The sequence below is a fragment of the Pseudomonas sp. TSO6 genome, from assembly GCF_056098905.1.
The window spans coordinates 136991-155296 of the sequence record NZ_JBLZWV010000024.1; the positions used below are offsets into that span (position 1 = coordinate 136991).

General features: G+C 60.2%; 28 protein-coding genes, 1 tRNA gene and 1 pseudogene. 19 read left to right on the forward strand and 11 right to left on the reverse strand.

The genetic code is table 11. The annotated features are described in order from the left end of the window. Positions 1-11: 11 nt before the first annotated feature. The gene (gene nhaR / locus ACN6NG_RS09035) at positions 12-905 is read right to left on the reverse strand and encodes a transcriptional activator NhaR (protein WP_474313575.1); all 894 of its coding nucleotides are present in this window, start codon (positions 903-905) and stop codon (positions 12-14) included. Positions 906-1036: 131 nt separating this feature from the next. On the opposite strand from nhaR, the gene ACN6NG_RS09040 reads away from it, so the two are divergent. After that, complete coding sequence (locus ACN6NG_RS09040) at positions 1037-1276, forward strand: hypothetical protein (protein ID WP_019473606.1); 240 nt, start codon at positions 1037-1039, stop codon at positions 1274-1276. 29 nt (positions 1277-1305) lie between these two features. After that, positions 1306-2058, forward strand: a complete 753-nt coding sequence (locus tag ACN6NG_RS09045; protein WP_019473607.1) for a TerC family protein — start codon at positions 1306-1308, stop codon at positions 2056-2058. Positions 2059-2119: 61 nt separating this feature from the next. On the opposite strand, the gene ACN6NG_RS09050 is transcribed toward ACN6NG_RS09045, so the two are convergent. Then, positions 2120-2296 (reverse strand): hypothetical protein, encoded by a 177-nt coding sequence (locus ACN6NG_RS09050; RefSeq protein ID WP_016498971.1) that lies wholly within the window; start codon positions 2294-2296, stop codon positions 2120-2122. Positions 2297-2461: 165 nt separating this feature from the next. On the opposite strand from ACN6NG_RS09050, the gene ACN6NG_RS09055 reads away from it, so the two are divergent. Continuing rightward, positions 2462-3196 carry a peptidase C39 family protein gene (locus tag ACN6NG_RS09055; RefSeq protein ID WP_016498972.1) on the forward strand — a complete coding sequence of 245 codons (735 nt, stop codon included), beginning with the start codon at positions 2462-2464 and terminating at the stop codon, positions 3194-3196. 93 nt (positions 3197-3289) lie between these two features. Here ACN6NG_RS09055 and ACN6NG_RS09060 read toward each other — a convergent pair whose 3' ends face one another. Continuing rightward, on the reverse strand, positions 3290-4573 hold the full coding sequence (locus tag ACN6NG_RS09060) for an NAD(P)/FAD-dependent oxidoreductase (RefSeq protein ID WP_353456123.1): 1284 nt from the start codon (positions 4571-4573) through the stop codon (positions 3290-3292). A gap of 203 nt (positions 4574-4776) precedes the next feature. Here ACN6NG_RS09060 and ACN6NG_RS09065 point away from each other — a divergent pair. Beyond that, positions 4777-4853, forward strand: a tRNA-Val gene (locus ACN6NG_RS09065). A 131-nt stretch (positions 4854-4984) separates the two neighbouring features. Here the strand turns inward: ACN6NG_RS09065 and ACN6NG_RS09070 are convergent. The 8 genes and pseudogenes from ACN6NG_RS09070 to ACN6NG_RS09105 form a co-directional block, all read right to left on the reverse strand. Beyond that, complete coding sequence (locus ACN6NG_RS09070) at positions 4985-6121, reverse strand: tyrosine-type recombinase/integrase (RefSeq protein ID WP_474313577.1); 1137 nt, start codon at positions 6119-6121, stop codon at positions 4985-4987. A 1-nt stretch (position 6122) separates the two neighbouring features. Then, a complete protein-coding gene (locus ACN6NG_RS09075; RefSeq protein WP_274148395.1) occupies positions 6123-6353 on the reverse strand; it encodes a hypothetical protein in 231 nt (76 codons plus the stop codon). Between the two features lie 9 nt (positions 6354-6362). Continuing rightward, the gene (locus ACN6NG_RS09080) at positions 6363-7154 is read right to left on the reverse strand and encodes a hypothetical protein (protein ID WP_474313581.1); all 792 of its coding nucleotides are present in this window, start codon (positions 7152-7154) and stop codon (positions 6363-6365) included. Then, complete coding sequence (locus ACN6NG_RS09085) at positions 7151-7294, reverse strand: hypothetical protein (protein ID WP_177411265.1); 144 nt, start codon at positions 7292-7294, stop codon at positions 7151-7153. The genes ACN6NG_RS09080 and ACN6NG_RS09085 overlap by 4 nt, the downstream gene beginning before the upstream one ends. Continuing rightward, a complete protein-coding gene (locus ACN6NG_RS09090; protein ID WP_474313583.1) occupies positions 7291-7962 on the reverse strand; it encodes a hypothetical protein in 672 nt (223 codons plus the stop codon). The genes ACN6NG_RS09085 and ACN6NG_RS09090 overlap by 4 nt, the downstream gene beginning before the upstream one ends. 208 nt (positions 7963-8170) lie before the next feature. After that, positions 8171-8329 (reverse strand): annotated as a pseudogene (gene csrA, locus ACN6NG_RS09095) (carbon storage regulator CsrA); the annotation flags it as partial. Positions 8330-8419: 90 nt separating this feature from the next. Further along, a complete protein-coding gene (locus tag ACN6NG_RS09100; protein ID WP_474313584.1) occupies positions 8420-8815 on the reverse strand; it encodes a LuxR C-terminal-related transcriptional regulator in 396 nt (131 codons plus the stop codon). Between the two features lie 126 nt (positions 8816-8941). Then, on the reverse strand, positions 8942-9724 hold the full coding sequence (locus ACN6NG_RS09105; protein ID WP_474313586.1) for a LexA family transcriptional regulator: 783 nt from the start codon (positions 9722-9724) through the stop codon (positions 8942-8944). A gap of 105 nt (positions 9725-9829) precedes the next feature. Between ACN6NG_RS09105 and ACN6NG_RS09110 the strand changes: the two genes are divergently transcribed. The 15 genes from ACN6NG_RS09110 to ACN6NG_RS09180 all read left to right on the forward strand — a co-directional run bounded on the left by ACN6NG_RS09110 (position 9830) and on the right by ACN6NG_RS09180 (position 18283). Then, on the forward strand, positions 9830-10153 hold the full coding sequence (locus ACN6NG_RS09110) for a Cro/CI family transcriptional regulator (RefSeq protein ID WP_474313588.1): 324 nt from the start codon (positions 9830-9832) through the stop codon (positions 10151-10153). A 256-nt stretch (positions 10154-10409) separates the two neighbouring features. Further along, complete coding sequence (locus tag ACN6NG_RS09115; RefSeq protein ID WP_474313591.1) at positions 10410-10745, forward strand: hypothetical protein; 336 nt, start codon at positions 10410-10412, stop codon at positions 10743-10745. Then, the gene (locus tag ACN6NG_RS09120; RefSeq protein WP_474313592.1) at positions 10742-11056 is read left to right on the forward strand and encodes a hypothetical protein; all 315 of its coding nucleotides are present in this window, start codon (positions 10742-10744) and stop codon (positions 11054-11056) included. The genes ACN6NG_RS09115 and ACN6NG_RS09120 overlap by 4 nt, the downstream gene beginning before the upstream one ends. Beyond that, positions 11050-11346, forward strand: a complete 297-nt coding sequence (locus tag ACN6NG_RS09125) for a hypothetical protein (protein ID WP_474313594.1) — start codon at positions 11050-11052, stop codon at positions 11344-11346. The genes ACN6NG_RS09120 and ACN6NG_RS09125 overlap by 7 nt, the downstream gene beginning before the upstream one ends. Then, on the forward strand, positions 11343-12125 hold the full coding sequence (locus tag ACN6NG_RS09130) for an ORF6N domain-containing protein (RefSeq protein WP_474313595.1): 783 nt from the start codon (positions 11343-11345) through the stop codon (positions 12123-12125). The genes ACN6NG_RS09125 and ACN6NG_RS09130 overlap by 4 nt, the downstream gene beginning before the upstream one ends. Then, complete coding sequence (locus tag ACN6NG_RS09135; RefSeq protein ID WP_474313597.1) at positions 12119-12769, forward strand: hypothetical protein; 651 nt, start codon at positions 12119-12121, stop codon at positions 12767-12769. Before ACN6NG_RS09130 ends, ACN6NG_RS09135 begins: the two co-directional genes overlap by 7 nt. Further along, positions 12766-12996, forward strand: a complete 231-nt coding sequence (locus ACN6NG_RS09140; protein ID WP_474313599.1) for a hypothetical protein — start codon at positions 12766-12768, stop codon at positions 12994-12996. The genes ACN6NG_RS09135 and ACN6NG_RS09140 overlap by 4 nt, the downstream gene beginning before the upstream one ends. After that, positions 12993-13787: a hypothetical protein gene (locus ACN6NG_RS09145; RefSeq protein ID WP_474313601.1), complete on the forward strand. Its 795-nt coding sequence runs from the start codon at positions 12993-12995 to the stop codon at positions 13785-13787. Before ACN6NG_RS09140 ends, ACN6NG_RS09145 begins: the two co-directional genes overlap by 4 nt. Continuing rightward, entirely contained in the window at positions 13784-14566 is a 783-nt protein-coding gene (locus ACN6NG_RS09150; protein ID WP_474313603.1) for an ATP-binding protein, read from the forward strand. The genes ACN6NG_RS09145 and ACN6NG_RS09150 overlap by 4 nt, the downstream gene beginning before the upstream one ends. After that, on the forward strand, positions 14563-15945 hold the full coding sequence (locus ACN6NG_RS09155) for a replicative DNA helicase (RefSeq protein ID WP_474313605.1): 1383 nt from the start codon (positions 14563-14565) through the stop codon (positions 15943-15945). The genes ACN6NG_RS09150 and ACN6NG_RS09155 overlap by 4 nt, the downstream gene beginning before the upstream one ends. Next, complete coding sequence (locus ACN6NG_RS09160) at positions 15932-16438, forward strand: hypothetical protein (protein WP_474313607.1); 507 nt, start codon at positions 15932-15934, stop codon at positions 16436-16438. The genes ACN6NG_RS09155 and ACN6NG_RS09160 overlap by 14 nt, the downstream gene beginning before the upstream one ends. Beyond that, a complete protein-coding gene (locus ACN6NG_RS09165; RefSeq protein ID WP_474313609.1) occupies positions 16435-16722 on the forward strand; it encodes a hypothetical protein in 288 nt (95 codons plus the stop codon). Before ACN6NG_RS09160 ends, ACN6NG_RS09165 begins: the two co-directional genes overlap by 4 nt. Further along, a complete protein-coding gene (locus tag ACN6NG_RS09170) occupies positions 16719-17093 on the forward strand; it encodes an antiterminator Q family protein (RefSeq protein WP_474313611.1) in 375 nt (124 codons plus the stop codon). Before ACN6NG_RS09165 ends, ACN6NG_RS09170 begins: the two co-directional genes overlap by 4 nt. A 194-nt stretch (positions 17094-17287) precedes the next feature. Beyond that, entirely contained in the window at positions 17288-17665 is a 378-nt protein-coding gene (gvpU, locus tag ACN6NG_RS09175) for a gas vesicle accessory protein GvpU (protein ID WP_474313614.1), read from the forward strand. A gap of 63 nt (positions 17666-17728) precedes the next feature. Next, positions 17729-18283, forward strand: coding sequence for a hypothetical protein (locus ACN6NG_RS09180; protein WP_474313616.1), 555 nt, complete (start codon positions 17729-17731; stop codon positions 18281-18283). Positions 18284-18306 lie beyond the last annotated feature (23 nt).

Here is an 18306-nt window from a genome sequence, read left to right on the forward strand (position 1 = left end):
GGCCGCCACAATCACCAATGAAACAACTCCCGCCGCGCCCCCTCGGTAATCGCCACGATCCCCGGGTGCTTGACCTTGCGCTCCACCGAAATGGCATAGAACGATTCGTGCACGGCCTCGGTCTGGCCGATCAGCGTCACGCCATACTGGCGGCACACTTCTTCGGCGATCACGCTGGGGGCGACGAATATGCCGCTGCCCGACTGGCCGAACGCTTGCATCAGGGCACTGTCATCGAACTCGCCGACGATGCGTGGCTGCACCTGTTGCTCACTTAGCCACCGCAGCAAGCGGCTACGCACCACGGTTTCCTGGCCGGGCACCAGCAACGGCGCATCCTGCAGGCAGGCGGGGAAGGGGCCGTCCAGGCACTGTGCCAACGCCGGGGTAGCGAAGAAGCTCAGCCCGCACTCGCCCAGCTTCTGGCTATAGCCCTTGATGTCCAGGTTGCTGGGCATGGGGCTGTCGGAAATCACCAGGTCCAGGCGCTGGATGGCCAGGTCGGCCAGCAACCGCTCAAGTTTGTCTTCGCGGCAGTTGATGCGCAGCACTTCATCCAGCTCCATGGTCGGTGCCAGCAGGCGGTAGACGATGGATTTGGGCACCACGTCGGCCACCCCCACGCGGAACAGGATCTGCTCCTGCGGGCCTGCGCGCAGCATGGCTTCCAGCTCGCCGCCAATCTGGAACATCTGCTCTGCATATACCAGCGCCTGGCGGCCGGTCTCGGTCAGCTCCAGCTGCCGGCCGGCGCGCTGGAACAATTCAAGGCCGTAGGTTTGCTCGAACAGGCTGATCTGCCCGCTGATGGTCTGCGGTGTAAGGTTCAGTTGTTCGCTGGCGCGGGTAATGCTGCCCGTCTTGGCCACGGCCCAGAAGTAATGCAGCTGGCGATAGTTAAGCACCGTCGGTCGTCCCGATTCGTAAAAACCGAAGTATACGCCATGAAAATACGAATTTTCCTGAACTATCAGCGTCTTTAGAATGCACCGCATCAGGCGCCATGCGCCGACGGGACATTTCAAGCGAGGACACCATGCTCCAACTCAAATCCATCGGTACCCCATTGGTGCTGGCTTTGGCCCTGTTTACCCTGGCAGGCTGCGACCAGGCTGAGAAATCCGCCCAGCAGATGCTCGACCAGGCCGCACAGTCGGCCAAGCAGGCCATTGACGACACCAACAAGGCCGCTCAGCAGGCGTTGAACGAGGCCATCGGCGGCGAAGGGCAAAAGCCTGAAGATGCCGACAAGAAAAAAGACACCCAGGAAATCTGACCCTAAACCGCCGCTGCAGGATTTGAACAATGGAATACTTGCTGGAACTCGCCGCTAGCCCTACCGCCTGGGTTGCCCTGGCTACATTGGTGGCCATGGAAGTTGTGCTGGGCATCGACAACCTGATCTTCATCTCCATCCTGACCAACAAACTGCCGGTGGAGTACCGCTCCAAGGCACGGCGTATCGGTATCAGCATGGCCTTGGTCATGCGCCTGGCCTTGCTCAGTACCGTGGCCTGGATCGTACAGCTGACCGACCCGGTGTTCGAAGTGTTCGGTAACGCCTTCTCCTGGAAGGACATGATCCTGATTGCCGGTGGCCTGTTCCTGCTGTGGAAGGCGACCAAGGAAATCCACGAAAGCGTCGACCCGCATGGCGCCAAGGAAGAAGCCAAGGTCGGCTCGACAGTTACCTTGGGCTTTGCAGCGGCAATCTTCCAGATCCTGCTGCTGGACATCGTCTTCTCGGTTGACAGCATCATCACCGCCGTGGGCATGACCGAGCACTTGCCGATCATGATCATTGCCGTGATCACGGCAGTCATCGTCATGATGGTGGCCGCCGACCCGCTGGCCAACTTCATCAATGACAACCCGACGGTGGTCATGCTGGCCTTGGGCTTCCTGATCATGATCGGCATGACGCTGATCGCCGAAGGTTTTGGCGCTCATGTACCGAAGGGGTATGTGTATGCGGCCATGGCGTTCTCGACCGTGATCGAGATGCTCAACATTTTTGCTCGCCGGGCGCGATTGAAGCGTGAGGCGGCTGAAGGTTGATGTAAAGAAGGTTGATGCAAAAGGCGGGGCGCATTGCGCCCCGTTCGCGTTTTCTGAAGTTTTAATGCACCCCGGCTGGCCGCCGTGCCCGGCGCACAGGTTGCGGCTTGGCAGGGGCCTGCGGTGGCAGGTGGTGGTGGGAATGGCGCCGCACGATGCGCAGTACGCCCCACAGCATGGCGGCTGCAACGCTTAGCCACATGCCTACCAGCATGAAAATTGCCATGGTCAGGCTCATCTGTGCCTCCATCTCTACGGCAAGCGCTCGATTGGCCAGCGCTGCCTTCCAGACACTGCTTTAGTCTAGCCCTTCGCCTGTGACGTTCCATCGAACAAAGGTCTATCTCTGAGTCCGATTCGCTCCAAGCCGCTGTCGGACTATACCCGCGCCGCTGTCGGACCTATGATCGGTGGCCAGAGCCGGGCGCTGCCTGCCTGGCGTTGGAACAAGCGAGTGTCCATGCAGCAACATTCCATCAAAGCTGCCCCACGGCGGCTGTTGGTCGCCTGTCTGATGGCGGCCACCTTGGCCGGCTGTGCCAGCGCACCGCCTGCCAACCTCAAAGGCCTGCCGCAGCGGGTCGAGATCAGCAGCGTGCCGTTCTACCGCGGCAACGCCAACCACAGCGGTGCCATGGCGCTGGCAGCGGTGCTGTCGCAACAGGGCGCACCCATCACCCCGGGCCTGCTGGACAAACCGTTGAACCTGCCACAGGGCGCCGAAGCGCTGGACACTGGCATCCCTCGCGTGGCGCGGGACTATGGCATGGTGGTGTACCCGTTGGACAAACAACTGGACGCACTGCTGGCCCAGGTGGCGGCGGGCAACCCGGTGTTGCTGCGTTACGAGGAGGGTTCGGCCTGGTGGGGTGAGCCACGTTATGCGGTGCTGATCGGCTATGACCGCTACAAGCAGCGTGTACTGCTGCGCTCGGGCATGCACCGGCGGCAGGTGATGGCGTTCGATGACTTTGCATCGGCGTGGGCGAAGCAGGGGAGTTGGGCGGTGCTGGTGCAGCCACCGCGGCAGTTGCCGGCCCAGGTGGACCGCCAGCGGTGGTTACAGGCTGCGGATGATCTGGCGCGGGCGGGGCAGGAAATTGCGGCGAAGCAGGCTATCAGCAGCCTGAACAAATAGCGGTGCCAGCTCCCACAGGTAGCGCACTGGGTTCGACGCCTGTGCGGTACCTGTGGGAGCTGGCTTGCCGGCGATAGGCCAGGCCTGCTTACATCAGAAGCCTAGGCGATCACGCAGGCTGTAGTACCAGGCGCCAATGGCGCTGAACGGCACACGCAGCATCTGGCCACCCGGGAACGGGTAGTGCGGCAGGCCGGCGAAGGCGTCGAAACGCTCAGCCTGGCCGCGCAGGGCCTCGGCCAGCACTTTGCCCGCCAAGTGGGTGTAGGTCACGCCGTGGCCCGAGCACCCCTGCGAGTAGTAGATGTTGTCGCCGATACGGCCAACCTGCGGCAGGCGCGACAGGGTCAGCAGGAAGTTGCCGGTCCAGGCGTAGTCGATTTTCACGTTCTTTAGCTGCGGGAAGGCCTTGATCATCTTCGGACGAATGATCGCCTCGATGTTGGCCGGATCACGCGCGCCGTACACCACGCCACCGCCGAAGATCAGGCGCTTGTCGCTGGTCAGGCGGTAGTAGTCGAGCAGGTAGTTGCAGTCCTCGACGCAGTAGTCCTGCGGCAGCAGGGTGCGCGCCAGCTCTTCGCCCAGCGGTTCGGTGGTGATCACCTGGGTGCCGCATGGCATGGACTTGGCGGCCAGTTCCGGCACCAGGTTGCCCAGGTAGGCGTTGCCGGCGACGATGATGAACTTGGCGCGCACCTTGCCTTGTGGGGTGTGCACGACCGGGCTGGCACCGCGCTCGATGCGGATTGCCGGGGTTTGCTCATAGATGATGCCGCCCAGCGACTCGACCGCAGCAGCTTCACCCAGGGCCAGGTTCAACGGGTGGATGTGGCCGCCGCTCATGTCCAGCATGCCGCCGATATAGCTGTCGCACGCGACCACTTCACGGATGCGCTTCTGGTCCATCAGCTCGAGCTGGTTGTGACCGAAGCGTTCCCACAGGCGCTTTTGCGACTCCAGGTGACCCATCTGCTTGCTGGTGATGGCGGCGAACACGCCACCGTCTTTCAGGTCGCACTGGATGTTGTACTTGGCCACGCGCTCACGAATGATGCGCCCGCCTTCGAAGGCCATGTGGCCCAGCAGTTGCGCTTCCTTGGGACCGACGGTGCGTTCGATGACGTCGATGTCGCGGCTGTAGCTGTTGACGATCTGGCCGCCGTTGCGGCCCGATGCGCCGAAGCCGACCTTGGCCGCTTCGACGATGCTCACCTTGAAGCCGTTCTCCAGCAGGAACAGGGCGCTGGAAAGGCCGGTGTAGCCGGCGCCGATGATGCACACATCAGTTTCCACCTCACCCTGCAGCGCCGGACGTGGCGGCACCGGGTTGGCCGAGGCGGCGTAGTAGGACTGGGGGTAGGGGGTGTTAGCCATGCTGCAGGAACCTCGTGTTTTATATTTTTAACGAATGTACCGATGCTATCAATAATAATAAACACCCGCTAGTCGTCTGGTGAAAATCCTTTACGGCGGACCCGCCGGCGCCTCTCTATATAAAGAGTTTAAGATTCAGTAGGTTAGCTCGAAAAAAAGTGTTGACATGGTTTTTCTAATGCGTAGAATGCGCACCACACGACAGGCACATAGCTCAGTTGGTTAGAGCACCACCTTGACATGGTGGGGGTCGTTGGTTCGAGTCCAATTGTGCCTACCAAACAAAAGCCCCGGTTTTCGGGCACTTGAAGGGCGATCCGAGAGGGTCGCCCTTTTTGCTTTTGCAAAACTTTTGCAAAATTTTTGCAAAACCACCCACCTCTATCTGGTCTTTGTGAGCTTTACCGCCTGTCAGATGGCCAGGTCAGCCTTCACTTCGACGTACTGAATGCCCTTCGGTTCGTGCCCGTCTTGATAGCGTTCTGTCATCTCGGCAGTGGCGTGCCCCATCAGCAACTGGACGTATTCGGTTGAAAATTTTTGCTGCTCGTAAAGCCAGGCGCCCAGGGCCCGGATCTCATGGAAAGTTGGGCGCTCATCGAAGTCTAGGTGATCGTAGGCCTTCGCAGCGTCCCTGGCCTTCCTGAAGCTCTTGGACAGGTAGTCCGGGGTAACCGCCGTCCAGTGCTCCTTCGCCTCGATCTGGTCCTGACGGCGCGCCTTCGGGCGATAATGGATCAGGAGGGGAGAAATAATTGGGGACCGAAAGCACTCGTTCACTGTCTCGCGTAGTGCCTTGCCCATGATGATCTGCAGGTGGATCGGCGTGTCGTAGTTGTCGGTCTTACCTGGGGATACCTTGATGGTGTTCTTGATCAGGTCAACTGCCGACTTCTTCCAGGTCACGATGTCTTCACGGCGCTGCAGGCTGGTCAGGCCCAATCGAATGGCGCGTTTTAGCCACCCCGGAGTTGTATCGGCGTCGAGGATCTTCCGTACGCCCTCCAGCGTGTGGCGCTGGCGCTTCTTCTTGGCTTCCTTCTTCAGCAGGGTCATGTCGGCGGCGTTGCGCTCCGCCATGCCCTTGGCGATAGCGAAGGTCAGCAGGCTGACCAACAGGGCGCGGTGCTTCGTGTAGGCATTGTTGCTGAACTGGTCCAGGTATTCCGCTGCCGCCAACACGTCGAACTGTCCCACCAGCATTTGTCCGATGTCCGTCCGGTACCGCTTGAGCTTGTAGCCGATCTCGTCCAGAGACGAACGCGCATAGCCGCGCTCGGGCAGCCATTCGGTTTCGAAGCGATCAATCAGGGCGCCGATAGTGGGCAGGCGGTCCCCGGTGATGGTCGCCAGCATCTCGCCGTTGTCGGTCATCAGGAACGCCAGCTTGGCGTTGGCGGCTTTGGCCAGGCGCACCGCCTCGTCATAGGGCTTATTGATGCTGGTCATCTTCCCCGTGATCGGGTTCTTGTACCGCCAATACTTCCCGTTGGCGTACAGGTTGGGCGGAAGCGTCTTGTTCTTCAGGCTGCGCGGTCGTGGTGCCATTTCAAATATCCAGCATCTGAGCCAATAGCGGGTCGTTCGAGCCGATCACGGCGGACTGAAGGTCGACGAAGTACATGCCGCCACGGACTTCACCCGCCAGTTCCCCGTCATCAATCCATTTCTTGAGCTGCTGCAAGCTCGGCTTTCCGCCGGCGTAGCGCAGTTTCCTATATTCGCCCACCTCCATTAGCCTGGGTAGGCTGGCGGTGATCTGAGCTATAACTTTAGCCATGGCTGAGCCTCAATCGACAATGTGATTCGACGCCTGACGCGTCAGGCTTTCGTCGTCACGCTGAACTGTCACGCCAGATGCAGCTAGCGCCGCCAACTCAGCCACCAGCGCATCGGCACGCCCGTAGAACTTGCCGGTGTCCTCGTTCACGAACCGTTCAAGGACGGTGGCTACCGCCTGCTGGTTGGCCAGGCCGCGCAGATCGGCGCTGGTCACGGCCGCGTCGGTCGATGGCTCGTGCACGAAAGCCTCCTGGCTGATCAGCAAGGTGCGCACCGGCCTGATGCCCTTGCACTTGCTCACCCAGTTCGTATCAGGCACGCACCAGGGCAGCATGTGCATACACCACGCAGTTGCCGCATTCGCCTTCTGGCTGCTGGTCCAGTACTCGCTCAGGCCGAACGCCTGGACCGCACCCCTGATTGTGTACGACCCGTCGTGACCCCAATCTGGGAACTGCAAGAGATTGCAGCGCAGCACCTGCAGCTCCTCGATCGACGGGATGTGCCAGCCCCAGGTGCCACGGATGTTCATGCCCAGCACCTTGCGGGCGATAGCGCTGCCCTCGGCGGCCATGGCCTGGGTGTTGGCCAGGCCGTCGAAACGCGACGTGGCACCCCGGATGCGTGGGCGCGGGCCTTCCTCCTGCCACCAGTGGCCAGCCACTTCGAACTCCCGGCCTGCGTCGATGACTGCGTGCTCAGCCCCATCGAAGAAGAGGCGGCCGGCGAAGAAGCCGCCGCCCAAGGGCTGGCCGATGGCGGGGAGGGCGGCGGGGTTGATTGATCGGCGCTTGATCATGGCAGTCTCCGGAAGTGATCAGCCAGCACCCGGCGCCCATCCAGGCCACAAGCGGCAGACAGGTCGAGCACTTGGCCAAAGGTGGTTTGGCGCTGCTGCAGGGCATCCCACAGCAGCAGAAGCAGGCCGGCCTGGGTCATGGCTGCCGCTCCTGCACCACCTGCTGCTGCATGGCCTGCACGCGCAGTGCGGTGTCAATCTCCTGATCCAGCTCTTCGGCTGATAGCCAGTTGTCGCCGCGCACCACCAGCAGGTCTTCGTCTGGGTCTTTGATGCGCTCGCGGTCACGCAGAAAGCGATAGCGCTTTGCGTCAGCAGCCATGCGAACGTGGGCGTCGATGTTGAATCTGGCGCCATCAGTTGGAGGCTGTGAGATTTTTTTCTCCTCAGCCTTAAATTCTTCTGTCGATGGTCCGTCTATCAGATGAGAAGGCGCTTGCGGCCTACCCTGGGACAGATTGAGCACCAGCTCAATTTCAGCCAGTGCATCCTCCGCCTCGCTCCACATCTCCTCGCTGGGCGTCATTCCGTGCCCGGAGACAGCCATGAACCCACCTACCTTCACATCGATTTGCTTGAGCAGGTTCGCCATTTCCGGCGCAGCCAAGGACAAGTGCTGATCCACGCTCAGCGCTTCCTCCAGGCGCTCAACGTCCACCTGCAGATCACCCTCACTGGCGCCTGCGATCACTGCCAGGCCGCGTTCGATCGAAACATGGGCGCCGAGCAGGGCGAACGGCAAGACCTGCTCCAGACTTCCGCCCTCAGGTGCGCGCAGCACCAGGGTGATGCGATCAGGAGCCGACATACGCACCCCCGGTGGCGGCCTGGAGGCCGGCCAAGAAAATCAGATAGTCGCTGTGGGTGCGGTCATCGACGAAGCCACTCACCGGACCTTTCTCCAGTTCAGCCTCGCTGGCGCCGATCGGGTTGGCGGCAATGAACAGGTCGCGAGGATCGACCGCCGCTGGCGCGGCCTCGGAACTTGGCGCATTGGAGGTAAGGCCGTCGCCCTGAGCGCGAATGCGCTCGAAGATCTCCTGGCGATGCACGGGCACGCCGGCCGGGGCTTCGACCCCGATCCGGGTTTGCATGCCTTTTACGCCGAGAACGGTGACAGCGATGTCGCTGTTGATACGGATGGTTTCGCCTACACGACGGGTCAGGATCAACATGGTCAAACTCCATTTTTAGGGCAAGCCGGTGGCCTGCCGCGGTTGTTGGCTTTCGCAAAATCAGGGTTGGATCAGATCAGGCGGGCAGCGTCACGCCACCGCCAAGGCGCATTCGGCGCGCCGGGTTGCTACACGGATTTCAATCTTTCGCTCGCCGCTGTTGCCGCCACGGCGAACCCGCATTGCCTGATCGTCACCGAGTACCGCATGGGTGGTCAGAAGGGCGATAAGGGCCATGACGGCGGGGCTGATGATCTGGCGCTTGAACGCCTCGAGAACCAGGCCGCGGATCGTCTTGCTGCCGAGTTTAAGGCGAGCAGCTTCCAGGCGTTTCTCGACGGTCTTCGGAGCAATCCCCATCACCTGGGCAACCTGCTTCACGGTCAGGTCAGCCGCTGCAAGCAAAGTGGCTTCCAGTTCGCGCGGGGCCAGGCCCATGTCGAGGCGTCCGGTCCAGCCGCTGGCGGTGATGGTGTTGGTGGTCATTTGGCAATGCTCCATGCGCTCTCGATGAATAAAAATTACCAAAGGCAATTTATTTTGTAAATGCCTTTGGTAATATTATTTTCGGCGGATGAAGAAAAGGCCGCTTCCGAGCGGCCTTTGATCAAGTCACGATTTGCTGACTCTAATGCCTCCGCCTCGCCACACGACTCTCCCAACCACTGGGAGGCCTGCAGCAGCTTCGTTTCCGACCACCTCATCAGGGTGCATTTGCTTGTCAGGGTTATCTGATCGCAAAGCCCAATCACCTGAGATGAGCTGAGCGGTTCTCCGGACGCTAGTCCGTCCATCGGGTCGCCTGATTAGGAAGACCTCACCATCACAAAGCTGCTTTGCAGATGTGTCGATCATGATTACGTCATCTTTGCAGATGTGAGGCGCCATGCTGTCGTCGGCCGCGTAGAGAATACGGAGTTGCGAAATTGCTAGGCCCATGCTCCGAACCCAGCCCCTCCTGAATACCATTCCTTCGGTCAGCCCGATGTACTCGTCATTCACCCCAGGCACGAAAGAATTGTCATCAAGGAACTGTGGGATAAGCACATATTGCTCATGGGGTACCGCGTCCAAAACCTTCGCGGCCCGTGACCAGGTCTCCTTGAATGACTCGGCAGTCGCAGTCACCTGCATGGCCGCGAACGACTCAATGACCTCCGCTAGGCGCGGGCTGAAATCCCAAACGGACACCCCCAAAATTTTGGCGAAAGCTGCGGCTACTGACGCGTTAAGCGGGTTGACGCCATTCAGATAATGGCTGACCGAGCTTTGGTTGATGCCAAGCAGCTCTGCGAGCTTTTCCTGTGTGAGGTGCAGCTCTTTCTTTTTGGCGTTGAAGATCGCCTTCAGGCGAAGGCACTCTTCCTTGCGATCCGGGGTGATGGGCTTTTTCATCGTCCAATAATATTCCCGTTAGTAATACTGCACAAATGCCAAAGGTATTGCTATCAATAAATGCCAAAGGTACTATCCAGGCAAAGTACTAACTGGAGGCAGGCCATGACCATGGTCAACCTGAAAGATTTTGCCAAGGGTCACGGGCAGCCACTCGCCGCATCCCTACTTGGAATGACACAGGGTGCCTTGAGTAAGGCTATCCGCATTGGACGTACGGTCTACGTCACGCAGCAAGATGACGGTTCTTTTGCTGCCGTCGAGTTCCGTTTGTTCCCTGCCCGGCATGATCGGGAGGCTGACTGCGGCCCGACCTTGGATGAAACGATACGCCATCTGGCCTTGGCCGTTCAGACGGGCAAACCCTCTGTGAATCCATCCAGTATTCATCACGGGCAGAAATTTGGCCCTCCTGAGGCCCTCGTTTAATGGGTATCTTCCGAACACGCACATTTGAAGTGCAAAAGGAAGGCCCCCGCTAGTCCCTCTTCAGGGACTTCCAATGGTTGGCTTTTGCCTGCCCAATAAAAAGGAACACAGCATGAGCCAGCACGCCCCATCCCAGTTTTTGTTGTCCGGCTGAGTTTTCTCCGGGCAACAAAAAACCCGCTGCCAGGCGGGTTCTTTAACCGACCTCTGCCAGGAGGTCTTGGATACACATCGCTATGCAAATAGGAGATGCGCTATGTCGCACCCGAAAAATACCACCGCGCCATCACTGGCGCAACCCATCCTCACTGCCGAGATCGGCTTCTTTGAAGCACCCGTCGATAACCGAGGGGTGCAGTTGCTCAGCGTGGCGGCTGGTACGAACGCAGAAGATGCGCTGCGCGCGGCCCGCACGCTTGCTTCAGGTCTGAGTCAGATCTCCCGCCACATTCACGACAGCGCGAACATGGGCGAACTTGTGTATTGCGACGGAATGGCGGCGCTTAGCTTCCTCGGAGAGACCGTCAGCGCACTGGTCTGGTCGGTTGAGAAGAGCGTCGCCGCCGCTGCGGGCCGCGGGGGTGAGCAATGAGACCTCAAGCCGAAACTCTTTCGAGCCCTTTCGCCACGTATGGCCTACACGATGTGCTTGAGGCTGCTGGCGATATTCCCATTCATGAATCCCTGGGCGCCGCCACCGATCGTCTTGAGGCCGTTGTGGCCGGCCTGCGTGAGCTGATGCAGGAGCCAGCCGTCACCCACCATGCAACGCTCGTCTTCTATGCCGCTGAATCAGCGCTGGCGCTTGTTTATGCGGCTCATGCCGGCGTTGACCCTCAGTTGGAAGGCGCGCCACAGAATGCCGCCTCGCCAGTTCGTGGCGCGGGAGGTGCGGCGTGCTGACAGTACGAACCGAGCTGACGGTGATCCCAGCTGCAGGCTGCCTGGTGCAGGACGTGACCCTCTCAGCAGAAGAGGTCGCGAAGTTCAACGAGGCTCGCGAGGCCTTCCGGGCCATCAAAGCCTTGTACTGGGCCCATGTTGTGCCTTCGCTCGGAGGTTTCGACAACCCCGTAGCTGGGGAGCTTGAGCGCCTTTTTGAACGAGTCGTTTTCGACACGAGAAATTTCTTGTGGCCGCACCGCAATGCGGCTGCCTTTCACGAAGCAAAGGATGTGGGAGGTGTGGAATGAACCTGGTTACCATCCACAAAACGCAGCTGCCCGTCGTCGAATATCACGGCCTGCGCGTCGTCACCTTGGCAATGATCGATCAGGTGCATGGCCGGCCTGAAGGCACTGCCAAGCGCAACTTTACGGAGAACCGCCGGCGGTTTGTTGATGGGCGCCATTGCTTCGAAGTAGGTCGGGACGAAATTCGTACTGACCTCCCTGAAGCAACCTTCAGCCCATACGCGCCGAAGGGCGTCCTGATGACCGAGCGCGGCTACCTCATGCTGGTGAAGGCCTTTACCGACGACCTGGCATGGGAGGTTCAGGAGCAGCTGGTGGAGCGGTATTTCAGGCCAGCACCTGCGCCGGCTCCCGCGCTCCCCACCGACTACATCACGGCCTTGGAACACCTGCTGGCCTCCAAGCGTTCTGAGCAGTTGGCGCTGGAACAGCGTGACCATGCGATCGCCACCAAGGCAGAGATCGGCACTCGACGCGAAGCCACGGCTATGGCCACCGCATCAGCCGCCGTACGCAAAGTCATGCACCTGGAGAACGAACTGGGTCGTGGTTGCCAGCACGCCACCGTGACGGCAGTTGAAAAGGCTGCCCAGCGGAGCTTCGGTGGCCAGGGTTTCCGCCCGCTCAAGAAGTGGTGTGACAGCCACGGCGTGGCAGCCCCGAAAGTCCAAGACCCTCGATTCGGCTGGGTTCGCTCCTGGCCTGCTGCCGCATGGGCGGCCGTTTACCAAATTGACCTGGCCGACCTGTTCGGCGCTGCTGGAGAACAACCATGCTGAAACTGAACGCTGCGAAAGTCCGCAAGATGGCGGAGATCTGTGCCAAGCCGGATGTTTCTGAAAAGGTGAAGTTCATCTTGATCCAGCACGTAGCTCGCAATGCTGGGCAACACCGTAAGGAAATTTGGGCCGAGCGCCGGACATTCAGCCGTCAAGCTGGGATCTTTGAGGTTGAAATGCCTAGCGCCACTATGCAGCTCGCTGAGCTCAAGCAGCGCGCTAGTGACCACCGTCGACAAGAGCTTGATCAGGTCGAGGGGCTTCTGACTGGCATCGGAAATATGCTGCTGCAGGACCGCGGCGAGGCTTTCGAGAAGATTGGCCTTGACACGCTGTTTGATCTGCTCAGCGTCAACCCTGTTCATCGCCAAGGAATAGAGGTCAGTGGATTGGATCGCGGCCTCTCGGATCTGATTTACGTCGAACGCCTGGAAAACAGCGCAGATCGGGCCTCTGACCGTTGGGGGGAGGGCGGCCCACTGTTCGAGGCTTGCTTTGCCACTGTATCCAACTGGCTGAGAACGGCACCCAAGGAAGATCTGCCTGAGCTGTTCGGGCCGGGCTCACCCTTCGCCGAAGCCAAGCTCGTTCACATTGATCCGGTGACGGGTAGTTCTGGTCCCTCATCGGAGACTCTTCAATGAACAAAGGGCCGAGCCCCGCCCAGGCGCTCCCGCAGCGCGCTGGCGCGACGATCATCACTGGACCATGGCCAACCTACACCCAGTTCAAGGGCTTTCCAGAGCGCGAGCGCTGGACGATCTACGAACTGGCCAAGGCCGGGCGCCAGGCGATGGAAGACAACGGCTTCGAGATGGCCGAGAGCTACGACGCCTTCGTGCGCCGCGTCTGTGAGGAGCTGCAGCTGTGAGCAAGCCAGTGAACGTGGAAAAAGCTACCCCCACAACGTTCTACGCCAAGCAGGCGCCGTACAGTTCGTTGAGCAACGATGTGGTGGCCATGATCATCAATCCCGATGCCCTGGCTATCTGGACCTACCTACAGACCCGATCCAGTGACTGGAAGGTCATTGGTTCACACCTGCAAGACAGGTTCGCAATCGGTCGTGAGCGCTACTCAAAGGCCATGGCCTGTCTCAAGGAGTTGGGGCTCGTAAGCCATGAAGTCGTGCGCGAGGAGGGGACCGGCAAGGTGCTCGGCCGTCGCGTCATCGTCCACTACGAACCGAACCTACAGGTTTCCGAATATTCGGTTAACCGAAGTGTGGGTTTACCGAACTGTGGGCAAACCGACAACTACTTAATAAAGGATTCTATTACTCAATCAATAAAGAAAACACCAACGGTCGCTGACGCTCCCGAGCAGGTCGAGTTCGATCGTTTCTGGAAGATCTACCCGCGCAAGGTCGGAAAGGCCAATGCTGAAAAGGCCTGGAAAAAGCTCAAGGTGGACACCGCACTGTTCAACCGCATGGGTACCGCCCTGGCTGCCTGGAGCAAGTCTTCAGACTGGACCAAGGATGGCGGCCAGTTCATCCCGCACGCAGCTACGTGGCTGAACGGCAAGCGCTGGGAGGACGAGCTTCCAAATGCCGGCGCGCATCACCAATCCCCACACCTAGACCTGGACCAGATCGACCACGAGGAAGGCCTTGAGCGCCAGCCCGATGGCTCCTATCGCATTGCGAGGCAGTACCCATGAACGACTTCATCCTGAAAACTCAGCGCACCATCTGCGCTGATCACGGCGGCTACGACGCCAAGCTGGTGGAGCAGTTCACCGGCCCGGCGATCTGGACTGGGTGCCCGCGTTGCGAGTTTGATGCCCGTCACTCTGCTGACCCGCAGGTGCGCCAGCAGGCTGTGGATCTGCTGGATAGCCGGACGACCAACGCGTTGCTGATGGCCAGCAAAGTGCAACCGCGGTTCCGTGGGTTGGGCTTCGACAGCTACCGCACTGACTTCGCCCCGGGCGAGCAGCCTGGTGTGCTGGCGCGATGCCGAGACTATGCCGAGAAGTTCGATCGGAACTGGGAAGCGGGTCGCTCGCTGATCCTGCTGGGCACCATGGGTACCGGGAAAACGCACTTGGCCTCTGCGATCATCCAGGCTGTGATCCAGGCTGATGACCTTGGCGGTGCCAATGCGCTGTATACCACCGCGTCGGATATCATCCGCAGCGTCAAGGAGACGTTCGGTAAGTCGGGCCGGAGCGAAGCTGAGGTTTACGCCGATCTGTGCAGCTACGACCTGCTGGTGGTGGACGAAGTAGGCGCCCAGCACGGTACCGACTTCGAGCGCCAGGTGATCTTCGAAGTCATCAACGGCCGCTATGGTCGCAAGCTGCCCACCATCATGATCTCGAACCTGAGTCTCCCCGAGGTGCGCAAGTTCATCGGCGACCGAGTGGTTGACCGCCTGTGCGACAACGGGGGTGAAGTGCTGGTGCTGCGCTGGAAGTCAGTGCGGGGTGCAGCATGAGTCGCGACCTGTTCAGCATTGAGGCCGAGCACGCGCTACTGGGCGCCCTGATGCTCGATGTCAGCCTGTATGACGATATCACCAGCAATTTGACCACCCAGGACTTCAGTGACCTGGAGAACGCTGCGCTGTATCAGTCTATTTGCAATACTCACGCCGCCGGCTACTCGGTCGACCCTGTTACGGTTGGATCGCGATACCCGACGCTACCCAGCGGCGAGAGCACGATCTACTACGCCGGTACCATCGCCAAGAACACGCCCAGCACGGCGAACTGGAAGGCCTATCTGCGTACGGTATTGGAGCGCTCCACGCTGCGCCGCGTGGTAGAGGTGGCTGAGCTGATACGGGGCAGTGTCCACGACGACAAGCCCGTTGAGGAAGTGATTGCGCTGGCGCAGCAGGCCACCGCAGATCTGCGCAACCTCGACAGCGCAGAGCCTGAGTATCACCGCATCGGAGACGTGCTGCCCGCAGTGATCGACGGCATCGACGCACGGTTCAACGGCACTGTCTCGCGAGGCCTTAGTACAGGCATACCAGATCTGGACAACATCCTGTGCGGTCTTCGACCTGGTCACATGATCGTCGTGGCCGGCCTGCCCGGGTCTGGCAAGACGATCCTCGGCCAGCAGATCGCCCAGCACATCACTGTTTCGCTGGGCCACGCTGGCCTCATGTTCAGTCTGGAAATGACCAAGGAAGAACTGGCCGCGCGGGGCATTGCTTCCCTTGGCGCCGTGAACCTGTCGCGCATCGACGCGGGTAACACCCTGCAGGATGACGACTGGCCGAAGATCACCAGCGCTGTGAGCTTGCTGAATCGCGCCAAGCTGTACGCCAACGACCAGGCCGGCATGACCATGCCTCGCATCCGCTCTATCGCTCGGCAGTGCCAGAAGCGTGAAGGGCTAGATGTGCTGGTGGTGGATTACCTGACTTTGATCGTATCCGAGGGTGGCCAAAACCGCGCCCTTGAAGTGGGCAAGATCAGCACCGCCCTCAAGAACCTGGCCAAGGAGCTCGGTGTGCCGGTGATCGTGCTGGCGCAGTTGAACCGCGGGCCTGCAAACCGCCCCGACAAGCGACCACGCCCGAGCGACCTCCGCGACTCTGGCCAGATCGAGCAGGACGCCGACGCCGTGATCCTTGTGCACCGTGACCCTGACAGCGAGGAAGGCCAGAACGGCGTCACCGAGCTGATCGTGGGCAAGTGCCGCCACGGCAAGCCTGGCACCTGCCTTGTCCAGGCCCAGGGCCAATACGTTCGCTTTGTGCCGTTCGGCGGCCGTCCGCCAAGTGACGACGAGGTCGAGATGGGCCGCGTCGTGAATATCTCCAAGCACCGTAAGGGGAGCAAGCACCATGAAACTTTCTGATCTGTGGCCAGGCTGCAAGCCGCCGGCACGCACCCCTGCAACCTCGGTCGTGTCCGTAATCGTCACCAAGCGCGCTGGCGCCGAGCAGCCTGTTGCCACTGGCAATACCCCGGTGTCCAGCAATGCCCCGCGCGGGCCAGTTGAACCGCCATCCACTCTTGTCGAGTGCGAGGCGCTGGAGGAAACCCTGGCCCGCGACGGCATCCGCCTGGAATGCCAGATCGGCCAGGCAAAGGGCAGGGCGGTAACGGAAGGCAAGTACGCCGACCCTGATTGGTACCACCGGGCAAAGGCGGCGCTCAAGCACATCAACCGGGACCGCCAGCGCCTGATGGTCCACATGCGGTCCCTGCGCATTGAGGCCCGCCGCGACTGCCCAGCGTGGCAGGCCCGCGACAAGGCCATCCTGCGCGAACTGAACGCCCGGGTGCCGAAGGAGGTGTTCGACGAGTGCGTGCGGGTTGTGGATGAGGATTTGGAGATGATGCGATGAGCAACGTTACTGCGGCGCTGCCGCGCAAGAGCCTGACCGCTGTTGAGTGCAAGTTCCTCAAGGTGGGAAACCGCATGCTACTGGAGCAAAACAACGGCCGGATCGCTTCGGCAGCCCTGATGGATATCGTTGCCGACTGGCACGCCGCCCGCGCCAATGTGGGGTTCGAGCAGTTCGCCAAGGGCTGGATCACCGAAGGCAACGCCAAGAACAAATACGCTGACAAGCTGCTGCGCGAACTGTTCGGCCTGGACACTGACCCAACGCCCCGGAGGGCTGCATGAAGAAACGCACCTACATGGACAAACCGCTGGGCGATACCGAGTGGCTGCTGGAGCAATGGGGCAGTTGGCGCATGGATGGCATGGGAGTTCCCCGCTACGTCTCGCCGTCGATCACGGCGGCAGCGGCTGGCGGTGGTTGCCAGTACTCCTTGACCGACGATCATGCTCTGGTGATTGATTTGGCGGTGGCCAAGCTGACCAAGCGCAACCAGCAGATGGGCGACTTCGTGTGGCTTTACTTCGGATCGAAGTGGACGATGGTTCGAATCGGCGAAATGTCCAGGATGTCCGAGCGATCAGCCCGCGAAATCGTCAAGCAGGGGGTGGCCTGGGTTGACTCGTTCTTGGAACAATTTCGCGAAGCCGCGTAAAAAGTTCTTTCCGGACGGATAAGCACCTGTTTTCATAGCAGCGTGTCCAGCTTGCAAGCAACGCGATACCGAAAACCCCGGCCATTGTGCTGGGGTTTTTCCGTTCAAGTGAGCTGATCGATATTAGGATGTGCTTTGTGACTTAGTGCCGATGTAGTATTCAATCGCCACCATCACCCACAAAGGACTGACTGATGAAAGATCCGTTCCTGACTTCCCTCGTTGATACCGTTCACAACCACTCGCTGACTTTTTCGGTCACCCTGACCACTCCGGGAGGCACTATCACCGGCACACTGATCTCGACTAGCGAATTCTTCACCAGCTTTGCCGCCAGTTTTTCAGGCGCTTGGCCACACGGCCCCAACGAGGAATTGCGAAAGGGGTTTGCTGCGTGGGGTGAGCATCGTGGCGATCGGTTCAAATCCAGCGAAGATGGTGTAGACCCCTTCATTCATTTGAAAAACGCCAGGCATCTAGACGGAAGCGGATCGGTTCCCCCGTCAGGGGAGGGGTTCCTATGGCGTGGGAAGATCGAGGATGTCACCGGCTTCGCATTGGGTACCGTTTGATTTAACTTTTCCGCATTAAGGCTCGCCATCACGGCGGGCCTTTTTCGTTTCTGGAGCAAGCAAATGTCCGATCAAGCTCTCGCGGCAATCACGTCCCTGTCAGCTTCGGTTGCCAGCCTTCAGACACAGGTGAGTGCGTTAAGCTGTCAGGTTGCAACGAAGGCGGACGCCACGGCCGCCTCGGCGTTGACCAATGGGATCGCGGAAGCCCGTCCTATCACAAGCCTGACGAGCCGCGTGACCAGCTGCGAGCCCGCAGATCTGCTTGTCGATGCCGGTCAGGCAGTCCAGCCTCTGCGCATGGGCAAGGTAATCTTCCACGGCGAGACTGCCCGGCAGATCCGGGTCGCACAGACTGTTCTGAGTAAGGAAGGTGCCGGCCAGTTGGAAGTGGTGAAGCGCGCCAACGAACCAGGCGAACCTTTCGTTGTGATCGACGGGCAAGTCTTCATCGCCAAGTCGACGGTCGAAAACTCTGCCATCGACCCGTCCAAGTTCCAAATCAAATTCAACTTGAACACCGATCCACAGCTGCACCTCGGCTCTCACCTGGTTGACGCAGTCCGCAATCTGCTGGGTGACGAACTCAAGCCGGGCGGGATGCTGCATCGCCGCTGACCCAATGCCCGCCTTGAGCGGGT